Here is a 17,963-nt window from a genome sequence, read left to right on the forward strand (position 1 = left end):
GTTGGCTCTATTGGCTCTTGAGGAACCGTTCGGGGTCGCCGGCCGCGCTGGCGGCCGAAGCGAGCCAGGCTTGCAGGCCTTCGGGATCCCGTCGGCCGAGTTCGTCCAAGCAGTGCTGGCGCTCCAGGACGATCCGCAGCCGGTGCGCGTCGCTCGTCGCCCGCCGCAGCGCGTCGTAACTGTCGCGCCACTGCCGGCACAGCTCCGCGGTACTGCGTTCCGGTAGTCCGGCGCGGCCGATCCGCGGTCCCCCGCGGTACCACCGCACCGCGGGCGGTGAGCTCGCTCCGAGGAGCAGGACCAGCCAGAGCACGCTGTACCCGAGAACATCGGTGAGGCCGAGGAGCAACGTACTCGCGCCCGCGATGACGGCCACCGTGACGGCAACCTGCCATCTCGTCCAGCGGGAGAGCCACTCGGTGTCGCCGCCGTACATCGCCGCGGCCGTCGCACCGGACACCGGAACGAGCGCCAGCGCGAGCAACAGGATGTCCGACGGCAGCAACAGCGCCGCCGCGGCACCGCAGATCACGATGAACGCGCCGCAGAACCCCCACCAGACGGCACGGTAGAGCGCCAGTTGCGCACCCGCCGTCCCCTCGGAATCGGCGCACGAACCAGACCCCATGGCGGAGCCTCCCCCCGTCGGACGCCAGGGCGGCCGACTACGTCATAGCTCCACGATCAACCGCGAGGCCTCCCCCGGCTAGGGTCCGAAGTCCCGATTTCGCGCATGGCAGCGGCAGCAGGGCCCAACGGCACGACCGATGAGGCCCATCGGCCCTTGAACGCGGACCGCGCGGCGCTGTCGACTGGTCGTGGCCACGCGGCTCAGCGCGTGCCTGCGAGGGGGGCACATGACCACACGACCCGCTCCGGTCGTCACCGGGTACGACGGTTCGCCCGCGGGCCTGGCCGCGCTCGACTGGGCGACCACCGAAGCGGTCCGGCTGCACGCTCCGCTGCGGATCGCGGAGGTTTTCCAGCTGGTCGTCGCGACCCGCCCCTCGCTGGGCAAGACCGTCCCGCTCTCGACGCTGCGGGCGCTGCGGGAGCGAGGTCTCAACGCCATCGCCGAGGGGATCCGGCTCCGGCATCCCGCTCTGCAGGTCGAGGCGGTTCTCCTGGACGGCGTGGCCGCGAAAGAACTGGTCGAGGAGGCCGCAGCGGCCCGGCTGATGGTTCTCGGCTCCCGCGGCCTCGGCGGCTGGACCGGCCTGATGCTCGGCTCGGTGGCGATGCAGGTGACGATGCACGCGCCCTGCCCGGTCGTCGTCGTACCGCCCGATCAGCGGCCGCGGGTCGCCGACCAGCCGACCGTGGTCGTCGGCGTCGACGGATCGCAGACCTCGGCCCGGGCGATCGGCTTCGCCTTCGAGCACGCCGACGCGCTCGGCGCCCGGGTGGTCGCCGTCCACGCCTGGACCAGCCCGTATCTCACCTACGTCGACGGCGAGTCGATGCTGCAGTTCGACGAGGAGGACGTCAAGGAGTCCAGCCGGCTGCTCGTCGCCGAGTCGGTCGCCGGGGCCGTCCTCGACTATCCGGACGTGCCGTGGCAGACGCGGCTGATCAACGGCCAGGCGGCCCGCGCCATCCTTCGCGCGGGCGACTCCGCCGATCTCATCGTCGTCGGATCCCGCGGCCGGGGAGGCTTCGCCGGACTCCTGGTCGGCTCCGTCAGCCAGCACGTCCTCCACCACGCCCCCTGTCCCGTCGCCGTCATCCGCTGAGCGGGCGCGACCCTTCAACAGCTCGAAAGGCAGGCCGATGGTCGAGACAGACAACCGAGTGAAGGAGCCCCGGACGCCCGGACCCACCGGCGCGGAGGTCTGGAAGCAGCTCGAGAAGCGGTCGTTCGCCGTGCTCAGCTACGTCACGCCGGCCGGGGAGCCCAGGTCGAGCGGCGTTGTGTACGTCGCCGCCCCTGGCCGGCTGTACGCGGCCGTCGCACCCGACAGCTGGAAGGCGAGGCACATCCCGGTCACCGGCCAGGTGGCGGTGACCGTGCCGGTGCGGCGCGGCGGTCTGCTCTCGCTGATCTGGCCGATCCCGGCGGCCACCATCAGTTTCCATGCCCGGGCGGTCGTTCATCCGCGGGGCTCGCTCGACATCGACTCGCTGTCGTCACAGTTGGCCACGCTCGTACCGGCCGAGCGGCTGGCCGACACCCGGATCGTCGAGATCTTCCCGGAAGGCTTCTTCCTCACCTACGGCATCGGCACCCCGCTGCTGAAGATGCGCAACCCCGCCGCGGCGCGCGCCCACGTGCGCGTCAGCTGACCTCGCCGGTCAGTGCGTGAGGCTGCCGACCGGTACGAGGCGGAAGGGCTGGACGACCTCGGTGGTCTGTCCGGCCCGGTCGCCGCCCGCTCCGCGGTAGACCTCCCACGCGTCGCCGGTGCGGATCGCGTGCTCTGCCTTCAGCCACTCGTCGATCGCCTGATAGGCGTCCGCCACATCCGCGTACGACCCGATGTGCCGGGCCACCACGACCTTCCCACCGGGCAGGCTGGACGGGCGGACCTCCCCGTCACCCTTGATCCTCGTACCGACCGGGAACCCCGCTTCGAGCAGGTAGCTGCCGTCGGGGAGGAGGTGGTCGCGGGAGAACGGGAACCCGCACGCCGCGACGCCGTGCCGGTACAGGTAGTCGGCGACCGTGGAGAAGGCGGCGTCGAACCAGTCGACAACATCACGGCGCCCCAGGGTCGCCCGCAGTACGGCGGTCAGCTGCTCACGAACTGTCCGGAACTCGGCCTGCATGGTCCCTCCCCAGGTTTGTTCGTCCCCTCCACCATGGCCCCTGCACCGCGCGTCTGTCAGGGCCCTTGGTCCCGGACTCGGGCACTTTTCTCCGCTAAGACGCCTGGTCGCCGGTGTGGTGCAGTTGGGCGCGGTCCCGGGCGTAGTAGACGGACTCGACGACGACCAGGGCCGCCAGCACCGCGACCAGGACACCGAGTTGCCCCAGGGCGGGCACCTTGCCGACGAGCAGCGCCGCGACGATCAGCGTCACCGCCGCGGCCAGCCGGGTCGTGCCGACAATGTGCACCGTGCGCCACTTGAAGCCGACGTGACCGAGCAGGTAGATCACGACGCCGAAGTACAGCGCGTACAGGCCGGGGCCCTTCAAGGGGTCCGACAGGTCGTGGTGTTCGGCGTCGGCGACGTACTCCAGGACCTTCTTCAGGCCGAGTGCGAGCAGCACGATGCCGGTCACCATCGGGAAATGCCAGAAGGTGTAGGCGTCGCGGGCCATCACCGACCGGGTCTCCTCGGGCTCCGCCGCCAGCGCGTGCTCGCCGTAGTGCACGGTCGCGTCGAAGTAGATCCACCACAGCGCGGCCGAGACCCCCAGGCCGAGCAGCGACGCGATCAGGACCGGCCAGGAGATCGGCAGATCGGTGACGCCGACCCCGATCGCCACGATCGACTCGCCGAGCGCGATGATCACGATCAGTCCGTGCCGCTCGGCGAAGTGCGAGGCGGACCTGAACCGCCAACCGCGCGCGTCGATCAGGTACGTCCCGCCGTAGTCGACCGCGAGCGCGCCCGCCCAGAGCGCGGTCTGGGTCCAGCCGTGGAACTGCGACGCGACCAGCAGCAGCGCGGTGCCGCCGAGCATCGACGGCGTGAACCGCGCCAGCGTACGGCGCAGGGCACGATCCCCGTCGGCGATCATCCAGAACAGCACCAGGTGCAGCGCCCGGAAGGCGAAGTACGCCCAGGCGATGACCACCGGTCCGGGCAGCCCGCCGGGCAGGTCGTGGAACGCCTCCGGGATCGCCAGCGCGATCACGAACATCGCCGCCATCGCGAGCAGCAGGACGCCGCGGAACGCTCCGACATCCGCCTTCACGATGTTGCACAGCCAGGCGTACCCGATCCAGCTCCACCACAGCAGCCCGACGAGCAGCAGTCCGCGGACGACACCGTGCCACGTCAACTCGTGCGCCATCAGCGCGGTGATCTGCGTCAGCGCGAACACGAACACCAGGTCGAAGAACAACTCCAACGTGGTGACCGGCTGATCGCGCGCCGCCTCCGTGACCCGAAGCGGATGCCTGAACGTCGCCATACGCCGCATCCTGCCATGCACCGGCGTCTCCCCCGGCCAGGTCCGGGCCGTCTGCCGACACCGCTCAGGACCTTCGCCCGTTCGTCCGACGCACCGCCCGGCACACGATCGAAGTACCCACATCGGCGGAGGACTCATGAAGCAGGCTGACACCACATCCGCGGGAATGCTGCACCGGCTCGATCGGTGGATGTACCGGGGCGGCCGTCCGAACCGGCTCGCGCGGGTGCTGAACCGGATCGGGGCGGTCCAGTACGCGCACCGGATCGCCGCACCCAGGCAGGCGGTCACGCTGGAGGTGGTCGGGCGGCGTACGGGCAAGGCGATCTCGTTCCCGCTGGTGCTGACGCCGTACGACGGTCAGCGGTACCTGGTCTCGATGCTGGGCGAGCACACCAACTGGGTGCGGAACGTCCGCGCCGCCGACGGACGGGCCGTCCTTCGCTCCGGTCACCGCGAGGCCGTACGGCTCGTGGAGGTGGCACCGGCCGCCCGAGCGGCGATCCTGCAGAAGTTCCTGGAGCTGGCCCCCGGCGCGAGGGCGCACCTGCCGGTGGACCGCACCGCTCCGCTCGCCGAATTCGAGCGCATCGCCGCGGACTACCCCGTCTTCCGCATCACGCCCGCCCCGGCGTGAACCGACTGACATGCACAGGCGGCGAGACCGACGGACCGCGGACACACCGCGTGACCAGGCACGGTGGGCGCCGTGGATCGCCGTCCTGGTGGGCCTGCTCGGTGTCGTGAGCGTGCTCGACGCCATCAGCCCGCCGCTGCGGCCACGGTTGGAGGCGTTGACCGACGTACTGCCGGTCCTGGTACCACAGGCGGCGGGCGCGGCCGTGCCGCTCGGGGTGGTTCTGGTTCTGTTGTCGCGAGGTCTCGCTCGGCGTAAGCGGCGTGCCTGGGTGGGGGCATTGGCGGCGACGACCGGCCTGCTGGTCCTCAACGGACTGGCCCGATCGATCGGGGAGTCGATCGCGGCCGTGGTGGTCATCGTGCTGCTGGTGGTCACCCGCTCGGCGTTCACCGGTCGTCCGGACCCGGGCAGCCGGCGTACCGTCGCGCTCACGTTCCTGGCGTCGCTCCTGCTGGCGACGCTCGTGGGCGCCGGCGCACTCCTGGCCGACCCGGACGCTCTGACGCAGCGTCTCCCGATGCGGAAGCTCATGAGCGAGGTCTGGCTCGGTTTCGTCGGTGTCAGCGGACCGGCACAGTTCGAATCGGCGCAAGCTCGTCAGCGACTCGAGACCACCCTGCTCCTGCTGGGGGTCGTCGTAGCACTGACGACGGTGCTCGTGGCACTGCGGACCGCTCGCGCGCCGCGGCATCAGATCGATGCCGAAGCCGAGCGCCTGCGGGCCTTGCTGGCCGGAAGCCGTAACGACTCCCTGAGCTATTTCGCGCTGCGCGACGACAAGTCCCTCATCTTCTCGCCTTCCGGACGGGCGGCGGTGGCGTACCGCGTCGTCGCGGGCGTCTCGCTGGCCGGCGGCGATCCGATCGGCGATCGGGGTGGATGGTCCGAAGCGATCGACGCCTGGCTGACCGAAGCTCGCCGTTATGCCTGGACACCCGGGGTCGTCGGGGCCAGCGAGAGCGGTGTGTCGAGCTACGGCGATCATGGGCTGGCGGCGGTCCAGCTCGGCGACGAGGCAGTGCTCGACACGGCGACCTTCAGCCTGGCATCCCGGCCGATGCGGTCCGTCCGGCAGGCAGTACGGCGGGCCGAACGACGGGGGCACGTGGCACAGATCCGCCGGTTGCGCCAGATCGACGGCAAGGAACTCGACGAGCTGTCCCGGCAGGTGGCCGGCTGGCGTGCGGGCCAGGCGGAGCGCGGGTTCTCGATGGCGCTCGGGCGGTTCGGGGATCCCCGGGACAGCGACGCGGTGGTGGTCAGCTGCCGCGACGCCGGTGCGGAGCTCGTCGCGATCCTGAGTCTGGTGCCCTGGAACGACGACGGGCTCTCGCTCGATCTGATGGTCCGCTCGCCGAACGCCGGCAACGGGGTGATCGAGTTCATGGTCAACGAACTCGTCCGAGCCGGTCCGGAACTGGGAGTCACGCGGATCTCCCTCAACTTCGCGGTCTTCCGCGAGGTGTTCGAGCGCGGCGGCCTGACCGGAGCAGGTGCCGCGTCGCGGGTTCGGTATCGCGTCCTGCTCGGGCTGAGCCGGTTCTGGCAGATCGAGTCGCTGTACCGGGCCAACGCCAAGTACCGGCCCGCCTGGAACCCGCGCTTCGTCTGCTACCCACGCACCCGCGACCTTCCCCGGATCGCGTCGGCCACCCTGCAGGCGGAGTCGTTCGTCCGCTGGCCGCACCGCCGCAGGCCCCACCTTGCCGTCGCCGACCGGGCCGCGGCGGGTCACGGGTGACGCGCGTCGCCGGATGCGGTGGTGGTGTCGAGGGTGAAGTAGGCCTCTTCCTCCTGCGCGAAGTGCAGCGTGAGGACCGCGTCGAGTCCGTAGAGAGTGGCGCGGAGGTCGTCGAGCTGGTCCGGTTGGATCCTGCGCGACTCGTCGAGATGACGACCGATGCGACGAACCAGTCGTTCGATCTCCGCGTGCTCGCGGCTCATCGTGAAGGTGCCTTCCGGGCCGCCCAGGACCTCGGCCAGCGCCGGGTAGAGGGTGTGTTCCTCGGCGTACTCGTGGGGCAGCAACCGTTCGACGAGGAGTGCGTAGGTTCGGGCGACGATCGCGTCGGTGCGTGGACCGGTGCCACCCGCGACGGCGTCGGCGGCTTCTCTGACCGCGGCGCGAACCTGGATCAGATCCTCGTGCTCCTTGGCGAAGCGGTGCAGCAACGCGTCGGCCTCGGTGTGAGGTTTCCGTGTCCGGCCGCCCAGCGCCCGCAGCGCGTTCAAGATGACGATTAGATCGATTCCCTCCTGGACGACCGCGCCCGCCACAGGTCCCAGCCGGCCACCGGCCGCGGCGAGCATGGCGAGCAGGGAGAGCACGGTCCCGGCCGCGGCGCTCTGCACGGCGAGTCGTCGGGTACGGTGTGCGACCTCGACGGCGTCGGCGAGCCGGTCGATGCGGTCGTCGAGGATGACCGCGTCGGCGGCCTGCGCCGCGGCGGTGGAGCCTCGGGAGCCGAGGGCGATGCCGACGTCGGCAGCGGCGAGCGCCGGCGCGTCGTTGATGCCGTCACCGACCATCGCGGTGATTCCGTGGGCCCGGGTCGCCCGTACCTGCTCGATCTTGCCGGCCGGGGTCGCGTCGGCGTGCACCTCGTCGACGCCCAGCATGCCGGCGACCTCGACGGCGTTGTCGACATGATCACCGGTGAGCAGCATGACGCGCTGGATTCCCGCTGCGCGCAGCCGGCGCATGGTGCGGGCGGCGTCGGTCCGGATCCGGTCGCGGACGAAGATCGCCGCGAGGGGCTCGGCGCCCCGGCAGACCCAGATGACGCTCGCCAGGTCGAGCCGGCCGCGCCGGGCGGCCCCACGGGCCCAATTCGGCATCACGAGTCCGGCAGGCAGCTTCCCCACCTGGACCACCTGGCCGTCGATGATTCCGGCAGCGCCGCGACCGGGCTCCTCGGTCACCGATTCGGCGCGCAGTGGTGTCACACCGGCGCGCTCGGCGGCCCGCAGTACCGCACCGGCGAGCACGTGCGGTGAGTACTGCTCGATACCGGCAGCGGACGCCAATGCCTCTGCGCGAGTCGCCCCGGGCGCCCAGACCACGTCGACGACCTCGGGGCGGCCGGCGGTCACCGTACCGGTCTTGTCCATGACGAGCGTGTTCACCCGGCCGAGCAGTTCGAGCGCCGCACCGCCCTTGACCACGACGCCTGCCCTGGAGGCACGAGACATCCCAGCGGTGACGGCGATCGGCACCGCGAGCAGCAGCGGGCACGGAGTGGCGGTGACCAGTACGGCGACCGCCCGTCCGGCGTCGCCGCTGATCGTCCACGCGAGCGCCGCGATCAGCAACGCGGCCGGCAGGAAGAAGACGGCGATCCGGTCGGCCAGCCGCGCGACCGGCGCGCTGCTCGCCGCGGCCTCCTGGGCGAGTTCGACCACGCCGGCATACGTACTGTCCGCCGCACTGGCCGTCGCCCGGAGCTCGACCACGGCGCCGGCGTTGACCACCCCGCTGCGCACCCGGTCCGACGCCGGCCGGGTCACCGGAACGGCTTCGCCGGTCAGCGCCGACTCGTCGAACGTCCCGTCTCCGAGCAACGCGCCGTCGACCGGCACCACTTCGCCGGGCAGCACCACGACCTGGTCCCGCTGCCGCACCTGGCCGATCACGACCGTGACGACGTCGTCGCCTTGTCGTACGTGTGCCTGGCTCGGGGCCCGTTGCAGCAGCGCGGACAGGTCACGACCGGCCCGGCGCTGCGCGGCGTTCTCCAGCACACGTCCGGTCGCGACCATCGCCGCGATGATCGCGCCCGCGAGAAACTCCCCGACCGCGAGCGTGCCGCCCAGTGCGAGCAGCGCCAGCAGATCCGCGCCGTACCGGCCGGCCCGCAGGTCTGCGACGACCCACACGGCGGCGGGTATCAACCCCACCAGATCCGCGGCGGCCCACAGGCTGTCGGCGCGGACCGGTCCGCCGAACCGCGCGGCGCCACCGGCGGCCAGCAGCGCGGTGACCAGCACCAGCAAGACAGTCTCTCCCGACACCCTCACCCGTCCGACGCTGACCGTAGCCATGCCCCGACGATTCCTCCGGCGAGGCCGGCCCGCCAGGGCACCATGGCTCTGCCCGTAGGTCCTTCCGGCCCAGTACGGCTCAGGGCGTCAAGAAGCGGTCGTGCCGATCAAAAGGTCGGTGTGCCGCCGCCGGCCAGAGCGAGGGCGTGGTCGGCGAGCGCGTACGGCGCTCCGGCGGCGATGGACATCCGGGGCCAGTCCTGGAGGCCGGTGCGCAGCGCGGCGATGTCCTCGTTCTGCACCGGGTCACCGGCGCGGGCCGCGGCGATCGCGCGAACAGCGGCGGCCGAGATCGGCAGCACCGTGCGCAGCGCGTCGAGCCACGGCCGGAGCTCGGCGGTGATCGGGCCGTCGAGTGCCGCGGCAGCGATCGCTGCCTGGGCAATCGTCTCGTCGAGCGCCGACAAGGCCGCCGGGTCCGGACCCGCCAGCACACGGCGGCACCCGTCGGCCACCCGGCCGGGCCGTTCGGCCAGGATGCTCGGCCCGGCGAGCTCGGCCAGCACCCTGAGGGACTTGCCCTGACCGGTCTCGTCCAGCGCCCGCGCGAACGATGCGTCCGCGTCGTACCCGTGCGGATCGCGCGCCCAGTCCAGCGCCGTACACAGTGCAGGCAGTCCGGCGAGCGGTTGCAGCGCAGCGTTCGTGCCGTACCCGGCGAGGACGTCGGCCAGCCCGGGATCCCGGCCCCGCAACGGGGCCAGCGGGAGGCGCCGGGGCGTCATGGTGTTCGCGAACACGCCGTCGACAGAGTCCCAGTCGTTGACCGGATAGTTGTCCCAGAGCCAGATCGGGCGCCGGAGTTGCTCCACCACCGCGCGAACCTGCGCGGCCGTGATCGTCGGTGAGATCACCGCGGAACCGGTCCAGCACACGACCAGATCACTGTGCAGCAACTCCCCGAGCCGCTGCCGGTAGCGCGACGACTTGACACCCCAGTAGTGCGTCGGGCACACCAGCAGCTCCGCCCCCAGGCGGGCGAGCCGATCGTGTACGGCATTGACCACGCCGGCCTGGGCAGCCGCCATCGGATGCGGATCATCGGCGTACGCCGAGCGGGTGGCCGGATCCAGCTCCGCGTCGAGGTCGTCGAAGGCGATGATGACCCGGCCGAATCCCCTCCGCACCATCTCGGTCAACCGGTCGATCAACAGGGCGAGCTCGTCCGCGTCGGCCAGCCGCATGGCGCGTTCGCGGCGCAACGGCGCGCCCGGCGAGACCCGCCAGGTGGCCATCATCCCGAGGTCGTTGGTCAGGGCAACCAGCTCGTCCAGGTGGTTGCCGTCCGCACCGTACGGCTGCCGCCAGTCCGGTCCGGTACGTTCGTCGGCGGACGGGCCGTAGACATAGGCCGTGGCGCCGTGCCGGTGTGCGCGGCGGACGACCTCGGCGCGGTCGGCAGGACTCCACAGAGGGCCGTAGAAACACTCCAGGACGGCCCGGTCGGTGATCGGCACGGCTCGTGTCTACGGGCGCGCCGCCGTGGTTGTCAATATTGGACTAGACGAGTTTACCGCACCTTGCGGTCCGGCGCCGCGGACGAGACGGTCGCCGAGGTCCGAGCGCCGGTACAGCACCGAGCGGCCGTGGCGGGCGGACAGCAGCAGACCGGCCGCGCGCAGCGCCCGCAGGTGCTGGTTGACCGCGGTCGGCGTGACACCCAGCCGTACGGCGAGCTCGGTCGACGACGTCGGCGTCTCGAGCAGGCTCATCAGGCGCGCGCGGACCCGGCCGATCAGGCCGACCAAGGCGTTCGGCGGCGTGGTCGTCTCGGTCTGCCACAGGGTGCCGAGACCGCGTGCCGGGTACATGATGTGCGGCGGCTCGTCGGCGGAGATCGGCACCGACGCCCGCCTGCTGAACAGCGAGGGGACGAGCGTGAGCCCGCGCCCCGCGGTCGAACAGCGGTACGACAGGTCGCTGCGCAGCCGCACGGTCACCACGCTCTCCTCGAGGCGGACCTGCGGGTCGATGTCGGCGAACATCGCCGCGAGGCCGGACTGCGCCGTCACTCGCCCGCGGTAGACGACGTCGGCCTCCAGCACGGTCCGCATCCGTTGCCAGTACGGCTCGAAGCAGGCCTCCCAGTACTCCCGCAGCGCCGACAGCACCTGGGCGAGAACGCGGTCCGGCCGGCCTCGCAGCACGGGCGGCAGCCCCGCCGGATGGATTTCCGCCAGGTCTGCGCGGACGACTGCGCCGGGCGTGCCGGTGAGGGCGGCGAACTCGTCCTCGATCCTGCCCAGCGGGGTGTACGGCCGCGGTGTGAGGAAGTCCGGCGTCCACAGCGCGTCGTTCGTCAGCGCGCGCAGCAGCTCCAGCCGCAGCGCGGTCCGCGCCGGCTCGGTGGCCCGCAGCCAGGGCAGTTGCAACGGGAACCGGCCCGGGTCACGCAGGGTTCGCAGCGACAGCACCAGCTCGTTCAGCGGCGAGATCGCGAAACGCACCTCACCGAGATCGTTGCCGACGAGCTCGTATTCGATCATGAAGCATTACGCTACATCGGTGGCGTCCCCGACGCGGCGGATGCGACAACTGACGGGTGCCTGAGCTCCTCCGCGATCCCGTCGAACGGGCGCTCGCCTGCGCCGTCGCCGCCCTCTCGCTGTCCCGCGGCATGTTCTTCGCCGTCAGCGCCCTCTACTTCACCCGTGGTGTCGGACTCTCACCGGCCACGGTCGGCATCGGTCTCACCGTCGCCGGCGGAGTCGGCGTTCTGGCGTCGTACGCCGGTGGCCGGCTGAGCGACCGGATCGGCGCCGATCGGCTGCAGCAGTGGGCTCTCGCCGCGAACGGCGCCGCCCTGCTGGGTTACGCCTTGGCCAGCGACGTCGTCAGCTTCGTCTTGGTGGCGGCCTGCGTCTCCGCGTCCCGCGGTCTGCAGAGCACCGCGCAGATGACGTTGCTCGCCCGGTGGTACGTCGGCCCGGAGCGGGTCGCTGTCCGCGCCCGGCTGCGCGTTGTGATGAATGTCGGTATCGGCATCGGGACGCTGCTCGCGGGCCTGGCTCTGGTGGTCGACACGGCCACGGCCTATCGCCTGACCGTGATGCTCGTCGGCGCGCTCACGATGCTCGGCACGCTTCCGCTGATCGGCTTGCGCCGCAGGGTTTCCGGGCTGGCCGAGCGGATGGATTCCGCGGCCGGCCCCGAAGCGCCGCGGGGTCCTTCGCCGCTGCGCGATCGGACGTACGTGACGTCGACGGTGCTCAACGCCGTACTCGCCATGCACTTCGGGCTGACGAGCATCGGCATACCGCTGTGGGTGGCGGACCACACCGAAGCCCCGACCGTCGTCGTCTCGGCGCTGCTGGTGGTCAACACCGCCTACGTCGCGCTGTTCCAGGTGCGCGCGTCGCGGGGCACCCAGGACCTGCGCACGGCGGGGCGATCGGTCCGCCGGGCCGGGTTGCTGTTGCTCGTCGCCTGCGTGTTGTTCGCCGTCGCGGGTCATCTCGGTGCCGCCGCCGCGACCGCGGTGCTACTGCTGGCCGCCCTCGCCTCCTCGGCAGCCGAGACCCGCGGCGAAGCCGGCAGTTGGGGCATGGCGTTCGAGCTCGCCGATCCGGCCCGCGCCGGCGCCTATCAGGGCCTCAGCCAGACCGGCCTGGCGCTCGCGCTGATGCTCGGCCCGGCGGTCGTCACCACGACCGGCGTCGACCATGGCACACCGGGCTGGCTGGTCCTCGGCGCCATCTTCGCCCTCACCGGCACGGCGACCGCAGTCCTCGCGAACCACGCCGCCAAGCATCGGTCCCTGCTGGTGGACCAGCCCGCTTCGGCGACCAGGGTTTCGTGAGCGCTACGGCGTAGGCGTAGCCGACGGGGGCGGCGTGCTCGTCGACTTCGGAGTCGGCGAGGGGCTCGGCGGGGTCGAGGTGGGAGTCGACGACGGCGTCGGCGACGAGGACGACTTCGTCGGGGTCGGCGACGACGAGGGGGTCGGGCTCGGCGAGGAGGACGGCGTCGGGCTCGAGGCAGTGGGAGTCGGGGTGGGGCTCGGGGTGTCCGACGGCGTAGCGGTTGGAGTGGTCCGCGTCGTCCTTCCGGCCTCGGAAGCCCTGGTACTTGCCGTCGTCGGGTCGCTGGTCGTCGCCGAGGTCGTCGGGGTGGCAGCCGGCGTACTCGGCCGCGGGCCGACGTCAACGGTCGGTGGCAGGTCGTTCCCGGTGTTGCGCAGGACGACGCCCGCCGCGATCGCGCCGGCGAGGACCAGCACGGCAGCGGCTGCGACGAGCAAGGGCTTCCGGCGGCCGGAAGGCTCGGCCAACGGCTCGGCCACCGGCGGGGCGACAGGTTCGGGAGGTGGTCCCGCGGGCGGCTCGGCGACGAGCGGGACGGTAGGGAACGACTCGGCCGCGAGTGACATGACGGTGAGCTGTTCGGCCGTCGGACGGTCCTCGGGCGCCTTGGCCAGCATCCGCAGCAGTACGCCGTCGTACGGGCCGGCGAGCTCGGGGCGCAGCTGAGCCGGCGGGACCGGCGGCGTGTCGACGTGCTGATAGAGCACCGCGGTCGGGTGGTCGCCGACGAACGGCGGACGACCGGTGACCAGCTGGTACAGCACGCAGCCCAGCGCGTACACGTCCGACTCCGGTCCGCCCTGGAGACCTCTGGCGCGCTCGGGTGCGAGGTAGTGCGGGCTGCCGAGGATCTCGCCGGTGACCGTCAGCTCCTGCGTCTCGGCCCCGGGCAGGTGGGCGATCCCGAAGTCCGCGACCTTCACGGTGCCGTCGGCCGCGACCAGCAGGTTGCTCGGCTTGATGTCGCGGTGCACGACGTTCTGCGCGTGCGCGGCCGCGAGACCGACCGCGGCCTGCTCGACGATCGTGATCGCGCGCTCCCACGACACCGACCCGCTCTCGGCCAGCTCGGCCGCGACCGACCGGCCCTCGACGAGCTCCATCACCAGGTAGAAGGTGTCGTCGTGCTGCCCGAAGTCGTAGACGGCCACGATGTGCGGATCGGTCAGCCGCGCGGCGGCCCGCGCCTCCCGCTGGAAACGCTCCACCGCCGAGGTGTTCTCGACCGACCGGAGCATCAGCTTGACCGCGACCTCACGCCCCAGCGTCTCGTCCGTCGCCCGGTAGACCTCCCCCATACCGCCCCGCCCCAAGGACGCGCCCAACCGGTACCGCTCCGCGATCAGCATCCGACTCCCGTACCCATGCCACTCCACCAGCAACCGCCCAAGTCCAATTGGCCAGGCTATCCCGCAGCGCAAACCAGTCCTAACCTGGCGGCAGGGGGTGGTGGCATGGACGGGCTGGTCGCTGTCCTGGGCGCCACGGGCCGCCAGGGCGGAGCGGTCGCGCGGCACCTGCTGGCCGCAGGCCGACCGGTGCTCGCTCTCACCCGCACCCCGGACTCGCCCGCGAGCAGGTCCTTGCGCTCCGCGGGTGCGCAGGTCGGCCGGTGCGACATGGACGACCTGGCCTCGCTACACCGGGTGTTCACCGGAGTGCACGGCGTCTTCAGCGTGCAGAACCCGATGACCGCCGGACACGCCGGCGAGATCCGGCAGGGCAGGAACGTCGCCGACGCCGCCGAGGCGACCGGCGTACAGCACATCGTCTACGGCTCAGCAGGCCCAGGACTGCGCGGAACCGGCGTCGATTCGTGGGAGTCGAAGCTCATTGTCGCCGACCACTTGCGAGCCACCGGCATACCGCTGACCGTGCTCCGGCCGATGGCGTTCATGGAGCTGATGACCGACAGGGATTTCTACCCGCCGGTCTCCGTCTGGCACGTCATGCCCAAGCTCGCCGGCGATCGGACACCGATCCCGTGGGTCGCGGTCGACGACCTCGGAGCGATCGCGGCGAGGGTGTTCGCGGAGCCCATGCGCTTGGCCGGCACCGAACTCCCCGTCGCCACCGAGTTCCGCTCGATCGCGGACTGCCGCCGGGCCTGGGCCTCGGTCAGAGGCCGCGCTCCCCGCGGCTTCCCGATGCCCGTGTGGCTCTTCGAGCGATTCGTCGGCAAGGACCTGACCACCATGTGGCGCTGGCTCGCGAACCATCCCGTGCCTGCGGATCCGGCGGCCACGGCGGAACTCCTCGACCGCGTCACCACGGTCGAGGAGTTTCTGGCGAAGCCGATCAGGGGTAGCTGACCAGGTAGCGCTGCTGGTTGGCGGCGTTCGCGGCGCCGCCGGTGGAGTTGATGACGTCGGCGATGGTGCCGACGCCGCCGAGGGAGACCGAGACCAGGTCGTGGAAGCGGACGCCGGCGGTGTCGGGAACCTCTGCGTCCCGCCGCCGCTCGACCACGAGGCCTGGTCCGGTACGTCGTACGGAAACTCGTTCTGGAAGAAGTACGTGCGGCCGCCGTTGCCGTTCCAGAGCACCTCGTACTGCTGGTAGTGCTCGACGAACAGCCCGTACATCGTCACGTCGTTGCCGTTGACCACCAAACCAGCCCGTCGGCCACCCAGGACGCGTTCCGGACCGCACCGGGCGCCGTCGAAGGCTGGGAGTGCGGCGACAGCTTCCACAACTGGGACTTCCCGGCGAGCTGTCCGGCCGGGACCCAGCTCAACATCCGCTACCAGGCGCCGAGCTGCTGGAACGGCCACGACCTCGACTCAGCCGACCACAAGAGCCACATGGCGTATCCGGTCAACGGCGCCTGCCCGGCGTCGCATCCGAACCCGGTGCCGATGCTCGAGTTCAAGATCGCCTTCCCGGCCGACGGTGACCTGACCGGGATCCGCCTCGCCAGCAGCCGCGGGTACTCCTGGCACTACGACTTCTTCAACGCCTGGGACCCGCCGACGCTCGCTGCCCTGGTGAGCCACTGCATCAACGGTGGCCTGCAGTGCAACTCGAAGGGGTTCGACCTCTACAAACCCGATCGCGGCCAAGCCCTCGGCGACAACTACCGCCTGCCGGGCCGGCCCTGACAGTTCCTGCGGTGCCGGGCGGGGGCAGACCCCGGCACCGCAGGTCGACCCCCAAGGACACCCATGCCTCTCGCAGTACGCCTCGCCGGCGCGCTCCTGTGCGGCTTGCTGACCGCGTGCGGCAGCACTCAGCCCGCTCCGCCGGCCAGCCCTTCCACCTTCAATCCCACCGACGCCGCCTGGCTCGAACTGATGATCCCGATGGACGAACAGTTCCTCCAGATCCTCGACCTGGCCCCGGCCCGCTCCCGCAACCCCGCCGTACGGCGGCTCGCCGCGCAGCTCGCCCCGAGTCATCGAACCGAGCTCCAGCAGCTGACCGCCCTCCGCACCGAGGCGGGCCTGCCGACCACCAACCCGCACGAGGGCCATGACATGCCAGGCATGATGCGCGCCGACGAACTACTTGCCCTCAGCAACCTCCGTGGCCCTGCCTTCGACAAGACCCTCACCACCGAGATCCAGGACCACCTCAACCAGTCCGCCCTGATCACCCGCAGCGTGAAGACCGCCGGCCGGTCCCCGGCCGTCAAGCCCGTCGCCACCAGGATCGAGCAAACCCGAACCACCCAACTGGCCTCGGTGTCGCACGTGCCGGGCCTGGCGCCGGCCTGAGCGCCGGTCAGTTCGGACGGCCTCGGTGCGGGACGAGGACGCGTAGCTGGAGTTGGAGGCCGAAGCGCGTGTTGGGGTCGTCCAGGTCGATGTCGCCGACCTCGACGGCTCGGCGTAGGCGGTAGCGGAAGGTGTTCGCGGGCACGTGCAACGCGTCGGAGGCGATCGCGACGTCTCCGAACGCGTCCAGCCAGGCCTGCAGGGTCTCGACGAGGTTGCTCCGGTGCCGCTCGTCGTAGCGGATCAGCCGTTCCAGCGCCTCGCCCGGACGGTCACCGCGCGCCGCGGCCAGATCGCGCAGCTCGAGCACGAGCGATTCCACCTGTACGTCGGCCAGCCGGGCGATTCGCGGCGCGCCGCGCCGCTCCCGGAGCACCCGCAGGGCGCGGTCCGCACCCGCGCGCGCCTGGACGATGCCGGCCAGGTCGCGGCCGGCGGGCCCGAGCCCGACGATCGGGCACATCCGGTCGCCGACCCGGTGCAGGAAGTCGGTCGCGATACGGACGACGCTGTCCTCGGTCGCCGGGACCAGGCCGTAGATCACGCCACCGACGAGCGCAGCCGCGGACCGTGGCTGCACCGCGCCCAGATGGACGGCGAGCGCGTCGCCGACCCGTTCGAGTTCCTGTGCGACGATCGCGCCGTCGGCGGCGGACTCGCGGAGCGCGACCGCGAGGACGACCAGGGACCGGCCGGCCAGCCCCAGCCGTTCGAGAGCGTCGCGCGCACCCGCACCGCCTTCGAGCGCCGAGCTGAGCAGATCCGCCCGGAGACGACGCTGTACGTCGGCCCCCGCGCGCACCCGCAGCAGGTGCAGGGCAACGAGCTTCACGGCCTCCGTCAGGGCCTCGGTCCGCTCCTCGCTGAGCGGCTCGGGCACCGCCGCCCAGATCGAGCCGAGGAACTGGTCGCCGGCGCGGACCGCGATCGCCACCCGGAGCATCGTCAGCCCGGAGCGGCTGTCCGGCAGCGGCTCGATGTACACCGGCCGGTCGCTGCGGTGCAGCTCGCGAAACACGCCCCGCTCGGACAGCATCCGCGAGAACCGTTCCGGAACCTGCCGGCCGAGGATGGTCTCGACGCGGGACGCGTCGGCCTCGTCCTGGCGGCCGGAGAATGCCAGTACGCGGGAGTTGCGGTCCTCGATCGTGATCGGTGCGTCGAGCAGCGCGGCGACGGCGTTGGCGACCGCGAACAGGTCGCCGGACGGCAGCCCGCCGAGCGACTCGGGCTCCGCGACGCCGACATCGCCCTCGGCCAGCAACGAGCGGAGCATCGCGGCGAGGTGCGCCCACGGGACACCGCGGCTGAGGCCGAGCAGCGCGACGTTCGCCGCGTCCGCGGCAGCCCTGACCGCAGGCGTCAACGGCACCGGCGCCCGCAGGACGAGTGCCGCGGCCGCACCACGCCGAAGACTCCCGAGCAGCTCGGCGATCCGCTCCGGATCGTCCAGGCCGACGCCGAGGATCAGCGCGTACGGCGGCAGCGGCGGAGCGTCGACCGGGTCATGGATGACCACGCCGCCGATACCGGCGGCGGACTCGGTGTCGCCGTGCACCAGGTCGAGCAGGGTCGCCCCGAGATCGTCGACGATCCGGGACAGACTGGCCCGTGGGCGGCTCGAGCTCATCGCAGAGAGCACCTCCCGAAGGTAGGCGCGGACACACGCAGAGTACTTCGTC

At 71.6% G+C, this 17,963-nt stretch carries 17 protein-coding genes; 8 read left to right on the forward strand and 9 right to left on the reverse strand.

Translation table 11 applies throughout. From position 1 onward, the window contains the following. Positions 1-7 precede the first annotated feature (7 nt). A complete protein-coding gene (locus AB0L64_RS08940; RefSeq protein ID WP_363709307.1) occupies positions 8-628 on the reverse strand; it encodes a hypothetical protein in 621 nt (206 codons plus the stop codon). A 229-nt stretch (positions 629-857) separates the two neighbouring features. On the opposite strand from AB0L64_RS08940, the gene AB0L64_RS08945 reads away from it, so the two are divergent. Both AB0L64_RS08945 and AB0L64_RS08950 read left to right on the forward strand, forming a co-directional pair. After that, entirely contained in the window at positions 858-1,733 is an 876-nt protein-coding gene (locus AB0L64_RS08945; protein WP_363709309.1) for a universal stress protein, read from the forward strand. A 37-nt stretch (positions 1,734-1,770) separates the two neighbouring features. Then, positions 1,771-2,283, forward strand: a complete 513-nt coding sequence (locus AB0L64_RS08950) for a pyridoxamine 5'-phosphate oxidase family protein (RefSeq protein WP_363709311.1) — start codon at positions 1,771-1,773, stop codon at positions 2,281-2,283. A gap of 9 nt (positions 2,284-2,292) precedes the next feature. Here the strand turns inward: AB0L64_RS08950 and AB0L64_RS08955 are convergent, their stop codons facing one another. Both AB0L64_RS08955 and AB0L64_RS08960 read right to left on the reverse strand, forming a co-directional pair. Beyond that, complete coding sequence (locus AB0L64_RS08955) at positions 2,293-2,766, reverse strand: GyrI-like domain-containing protein (RefSeq protein ID WP_363709313.1); 474 nt, start codon at positions 2,764-2,766, stop codon at positions 2,293-2,295. A gap of 94 nt (positions 2,767-2,860) precedes the next feature. Continuing rightward, positions 2,861-4,081: a low temperature requirement protein A gene (locus AB0L64_RS08960; protein ID WP_363709315.1), complete on the reverse strand. Its 1,221-nt coding sequence runs from the start codon at positions 4,079-4,081 to the stop codon at positions 2,861-2,863. 136 nt (positions 4,082-4,217) lie between these two features. On the opposite strand from AB0L64_RS08960, the gene AB0L64_RS08965 reads away from it, so the two are divergent. Both AB0L64_RS08965 and AB0L64_RS08970 read left to right on the forward strand, forming a co-directional pair. Continuing rightward, positions 4,218-4,718 (forward strand): nitroreductase family deazaflavin-dependent oxidoreductase, encoded by a 501-nt coding sequence (locus tag AB0L64_RS08965; RefSeq protein ID WP_363709317.1) that lies wholly within the window; start codon positions 4,218-4,220, stop codon positions 4,716-4,718. 10 nt (positions 4,719-4,728) lie between these two features. Next, positions 4,729-6,462 (forward strand): phosphatidylglycerol lysyltransferase domain-containing protein, encoded by a 1,734-nt coding sequence (locus tag AB0L64_RS08970; protein ID WP_363709319.1) that lies wholly within the window; start codon positions 4,729-4,731, stop codon positions 6,460-6,462. Here the strand turns inward: AB0L64_RS08970 and AB0L64_RS08975 are convergent. From AB0L64_RS08975 to AB0L64_RS08985, 3 genes are all read right to left on the reverse strand, one after another. Further along, positions 6,453-8,762 (reverse strand): heavy metal translocating P-type ATPase, encoded by a 2,310-nt coding sequence (locus AB0L64_RS08975; RefSeq protein WP_363709322.1) that lies wholly within the window; start codon positions 8,760-8,762, stop codon positions 6,453-6,455. The genes AB0L64_RS08970 and AB0L64_RS08975 overlap by 10 nt on opposite strands. Positions 8,763-8,869: 107 nt before the next feature. Continuing rightward, positions 8,870-10,219: a beta-N-acetylglucosaminidase domain-containing protein gene (locus AB0L64_RS08980; RefSeq protein WP_363709324.1), complete on the reverse strand. Its 1,350-nt coding sequence runs from the start codon at positions 10,217-10,219 to the stop codon at positions 8,870-8,872. 9 nt (positions 10,220-10,228) lie between these two features. Beyond that, positions 10,229-11,248: a DUF5937 family protein gene (locus AB0L64_RS08985; protein WP_363709326.1), complete on the reverse strand. Its 1,020-nt coding sequence runs from the start codon at positions 11,246-11,248 to the stop codon at positions 10,229-10,231. A 56-nt stretch (positions 11,249-11,304) separates the two neighbouring features. Here AB0L64_RS08985 and AB0L64_RS08990 point away from each other — a divergent pair, with 56 nt between their 5' ends. Then, positions 11,305-12,561, forward strand: a complete 1,257-nt coding sequence (locus tag AB0L64_RS08990; RefSeq protein WP_363709328.1) for an MFS transporter — start codon at positions 11,305-11,307, stop codon at positions 12,559-12,561. Between the two features lie 3 nt (positions 12,562-12,564). On the opposite strand, the gene AB0L64_RS08995 is transcribed toward AB0L64_RS08990, so the two are convergent. Next, positions 12,565-13,914, reverse strand: a complete 1,350-nt coding sequence (locus AB0L64_RS08995; protein ID WP_363709330.1) for a serine/threonine-protein kinase — start codon at positions 13,912-13,914, stop codon at positions 12,565-12,567. Between the two features lie 105 nt (positions 13,915-14,019). Between AB0L64_RS08995 and AB0L64_RS09000 the strand changes: the two genes are divergently transcribed. After that, positions 14,020-14,877 carry an NmrA/HSCARG family protein gene (locus AB0L64_RS09000; RefSeq protein WP_363709332.1) on the forward strand — a complete coding sequence of 286 codons (858 nt, stop codon included), beginning with the start codon at positions 14,020-14,022 and terminating at the stop codon, positions 14,875-14,877. On the opposite strand, the gene AB0L64_RS09005 is transcribed toward AB0L64_RS09000, so the two are convergent. Continuing rightward, complete coding sequence (locus AB0L64_RS09005) at positions 14,864-15,034, reverse strand: hypothetical protein (protein ID WP_363709334.1); 171 nt, start codon at positions 15,032-15,034, stop codon at positions 14,864-14,866. The two genes, AB0L64_RS09000 and AB0L64_RS09005, sit on opposite strands and share 14 nt — an antisense overlap. Positions 15,035-15,126: 92 nt before the next feature. Between AB0L64_RS09005 and AB0L64_RS09010 the strand changes: the two genes are divergently transcribed. After that, the gene (locus AB0L64_RS09010) at positions 15,127-15,666 is read left to right on the forward strand and encodes a DUF1996 domain-containing protein (protein ID WP_363709336.1); all 540 of its coding nucleotides are present in this window, start codon (positions 15,127-15,129) and stop codon (positions 15,664-15,666) included. Positions 15,667-15,729: 63 nt separating this feature from the next. Then, entirely contained in the window at positions 15,730-16,281 is a 552-nt protein-coding gene (locus AB0L64_RS09015; protein ID WP_363709338.1) for a DUF305 domain-containing protein, read from the forward strand. A 7-nt stretch (positions 16,282-16,288) separates the two neighbouring features. On the opposite strand, the gene AB0L64_RS09020 is transcribed toward AB0L64_RS09015, so the two are convergent. Continuing rightward, the gene (locus tag AB0L64_RS09020) at positions 16,289-17,911 is read right to left on the reverse strand and encodes a helix-turn-helix domain-containing protein (RefSeq protein ID WP_363709340.1); all 1,623 of its coding nucleotides are present in this window, start codon (positions 17,909-17,911) and stop codon (positions 16,289-16,291) included. Between the last annotated feature and the right edge of the window lie 52 nt (positions 17,912-17,963).

Source organism: Kribbella sp. NPDC051936, from assembly GCF_040680955.1.
GTDB lineage: Bacteria > Actinomycetota > Actinomycetes > Propionibacteriales > Kribbellaceae > Kribbella.

What these genes read in the sequence shown, in the direction of transcription:
- AB0L64_RS08940 (WP_363709307.1), bottom strand. Translation starts at nt 628, where the DNA reads ATGGGGTCTGGTTCGTGCGCCGATTCCGAGGGGACGGCGGGTGCGCAA.
- AB0L64_RS08945 (WP_363709309.1), top strand. Translation starts at nt 858, where the DNA reads ATGACCACACGACCCGCTCCGGTCGTCACCGGGTACGACGGTTCGCCC.
- AB0L64_RS08950 (WP_363709311.1), top strand. Translation starts at nt 1,771, where the DNA reads ATGGTCGAGACAGACAACCGAGTGAAGGAGCCCCGGACGCCCGGACCC.
- AB0L64_RS08955 (WP_363709313.1), bottom strand. Translation starts at nt 2,766, where the DNA reads ATGCAGGCCGAGTTCCGGACAGTTCGTGAGCAGCTGACCGCCGTACTG.
- AB0L64_RS08960 (WP_363709315.1), bottom strand. Translation starts at nt 4,081, where the DNA reads ATGGCGACGTTCAGGCATCCGCTTCGGGTCACGGAGGCGGCGCGCGAT.
- AB0L64_RS08965 (WP_363709317.1), top strand. Translation starts at nt 4,218, where the DNA reads ATGAAGCAGGCTGACACCACATCCGCGGGAATGCTGCACCGGCTCGAT.
- AB0L64_RS08970 (WP_363709319.1), top strand. Translation starts at nt 4,729, where the DNA reads ATGCACAGGCGGCGAGACCGACGGACCGCGGACACACCGCGTGACCAG.
- AB0L64_RS08975 (WP_363709322.1), bottom strand. Translation starts at nt 8,762, where the DNA reads ATGGCTACGGTCAGCGTCGGACGGGTGAGGGTGTCGGGAGAGACTGTC.
- AB0L64_RS08985 (WP_363709326.1), bottom strand. Translation starts at nt 11,248, where the DNA reads ATGATCGAATACGAGCTCGTCGGCAACGATCTCGGTGAGGTGCGTTTC.
- AB0L64_RS08995 (WP_363709330.1), bottom strand. Translation starts at nt 13,914, where the DNA reads ATGCTGATCGCGGAGCGGTACCGGTTGGGCGCGTCCTTGGGGCGGGGC.
- AB0L64_RS09000 (WP_363709332.1), top strand. Translation starts at nt 14,020, where the DNA reads ATGGACGGGCTGGTCGCTGTCCTGGGCGCCACGGGCCGCCAGGGCGGA.
- AB0L64_RS09015 (WP_363709338.1), top strand. Translation starts at nt 15,730, where the DNA reads ATGCCTCTCGCAGTACGCCTCGCCGGCGCGCTCCTGTGCGGCTTGCTG.
- AB0L64_RS09020 (WP_363709340.1), bottom strand. Translation starts at nt 17,911, where the DNA reads ATGAGCTCGAGCCGCCCACGGGCCAGTCTGTCCCGGATCGTCGACGAT.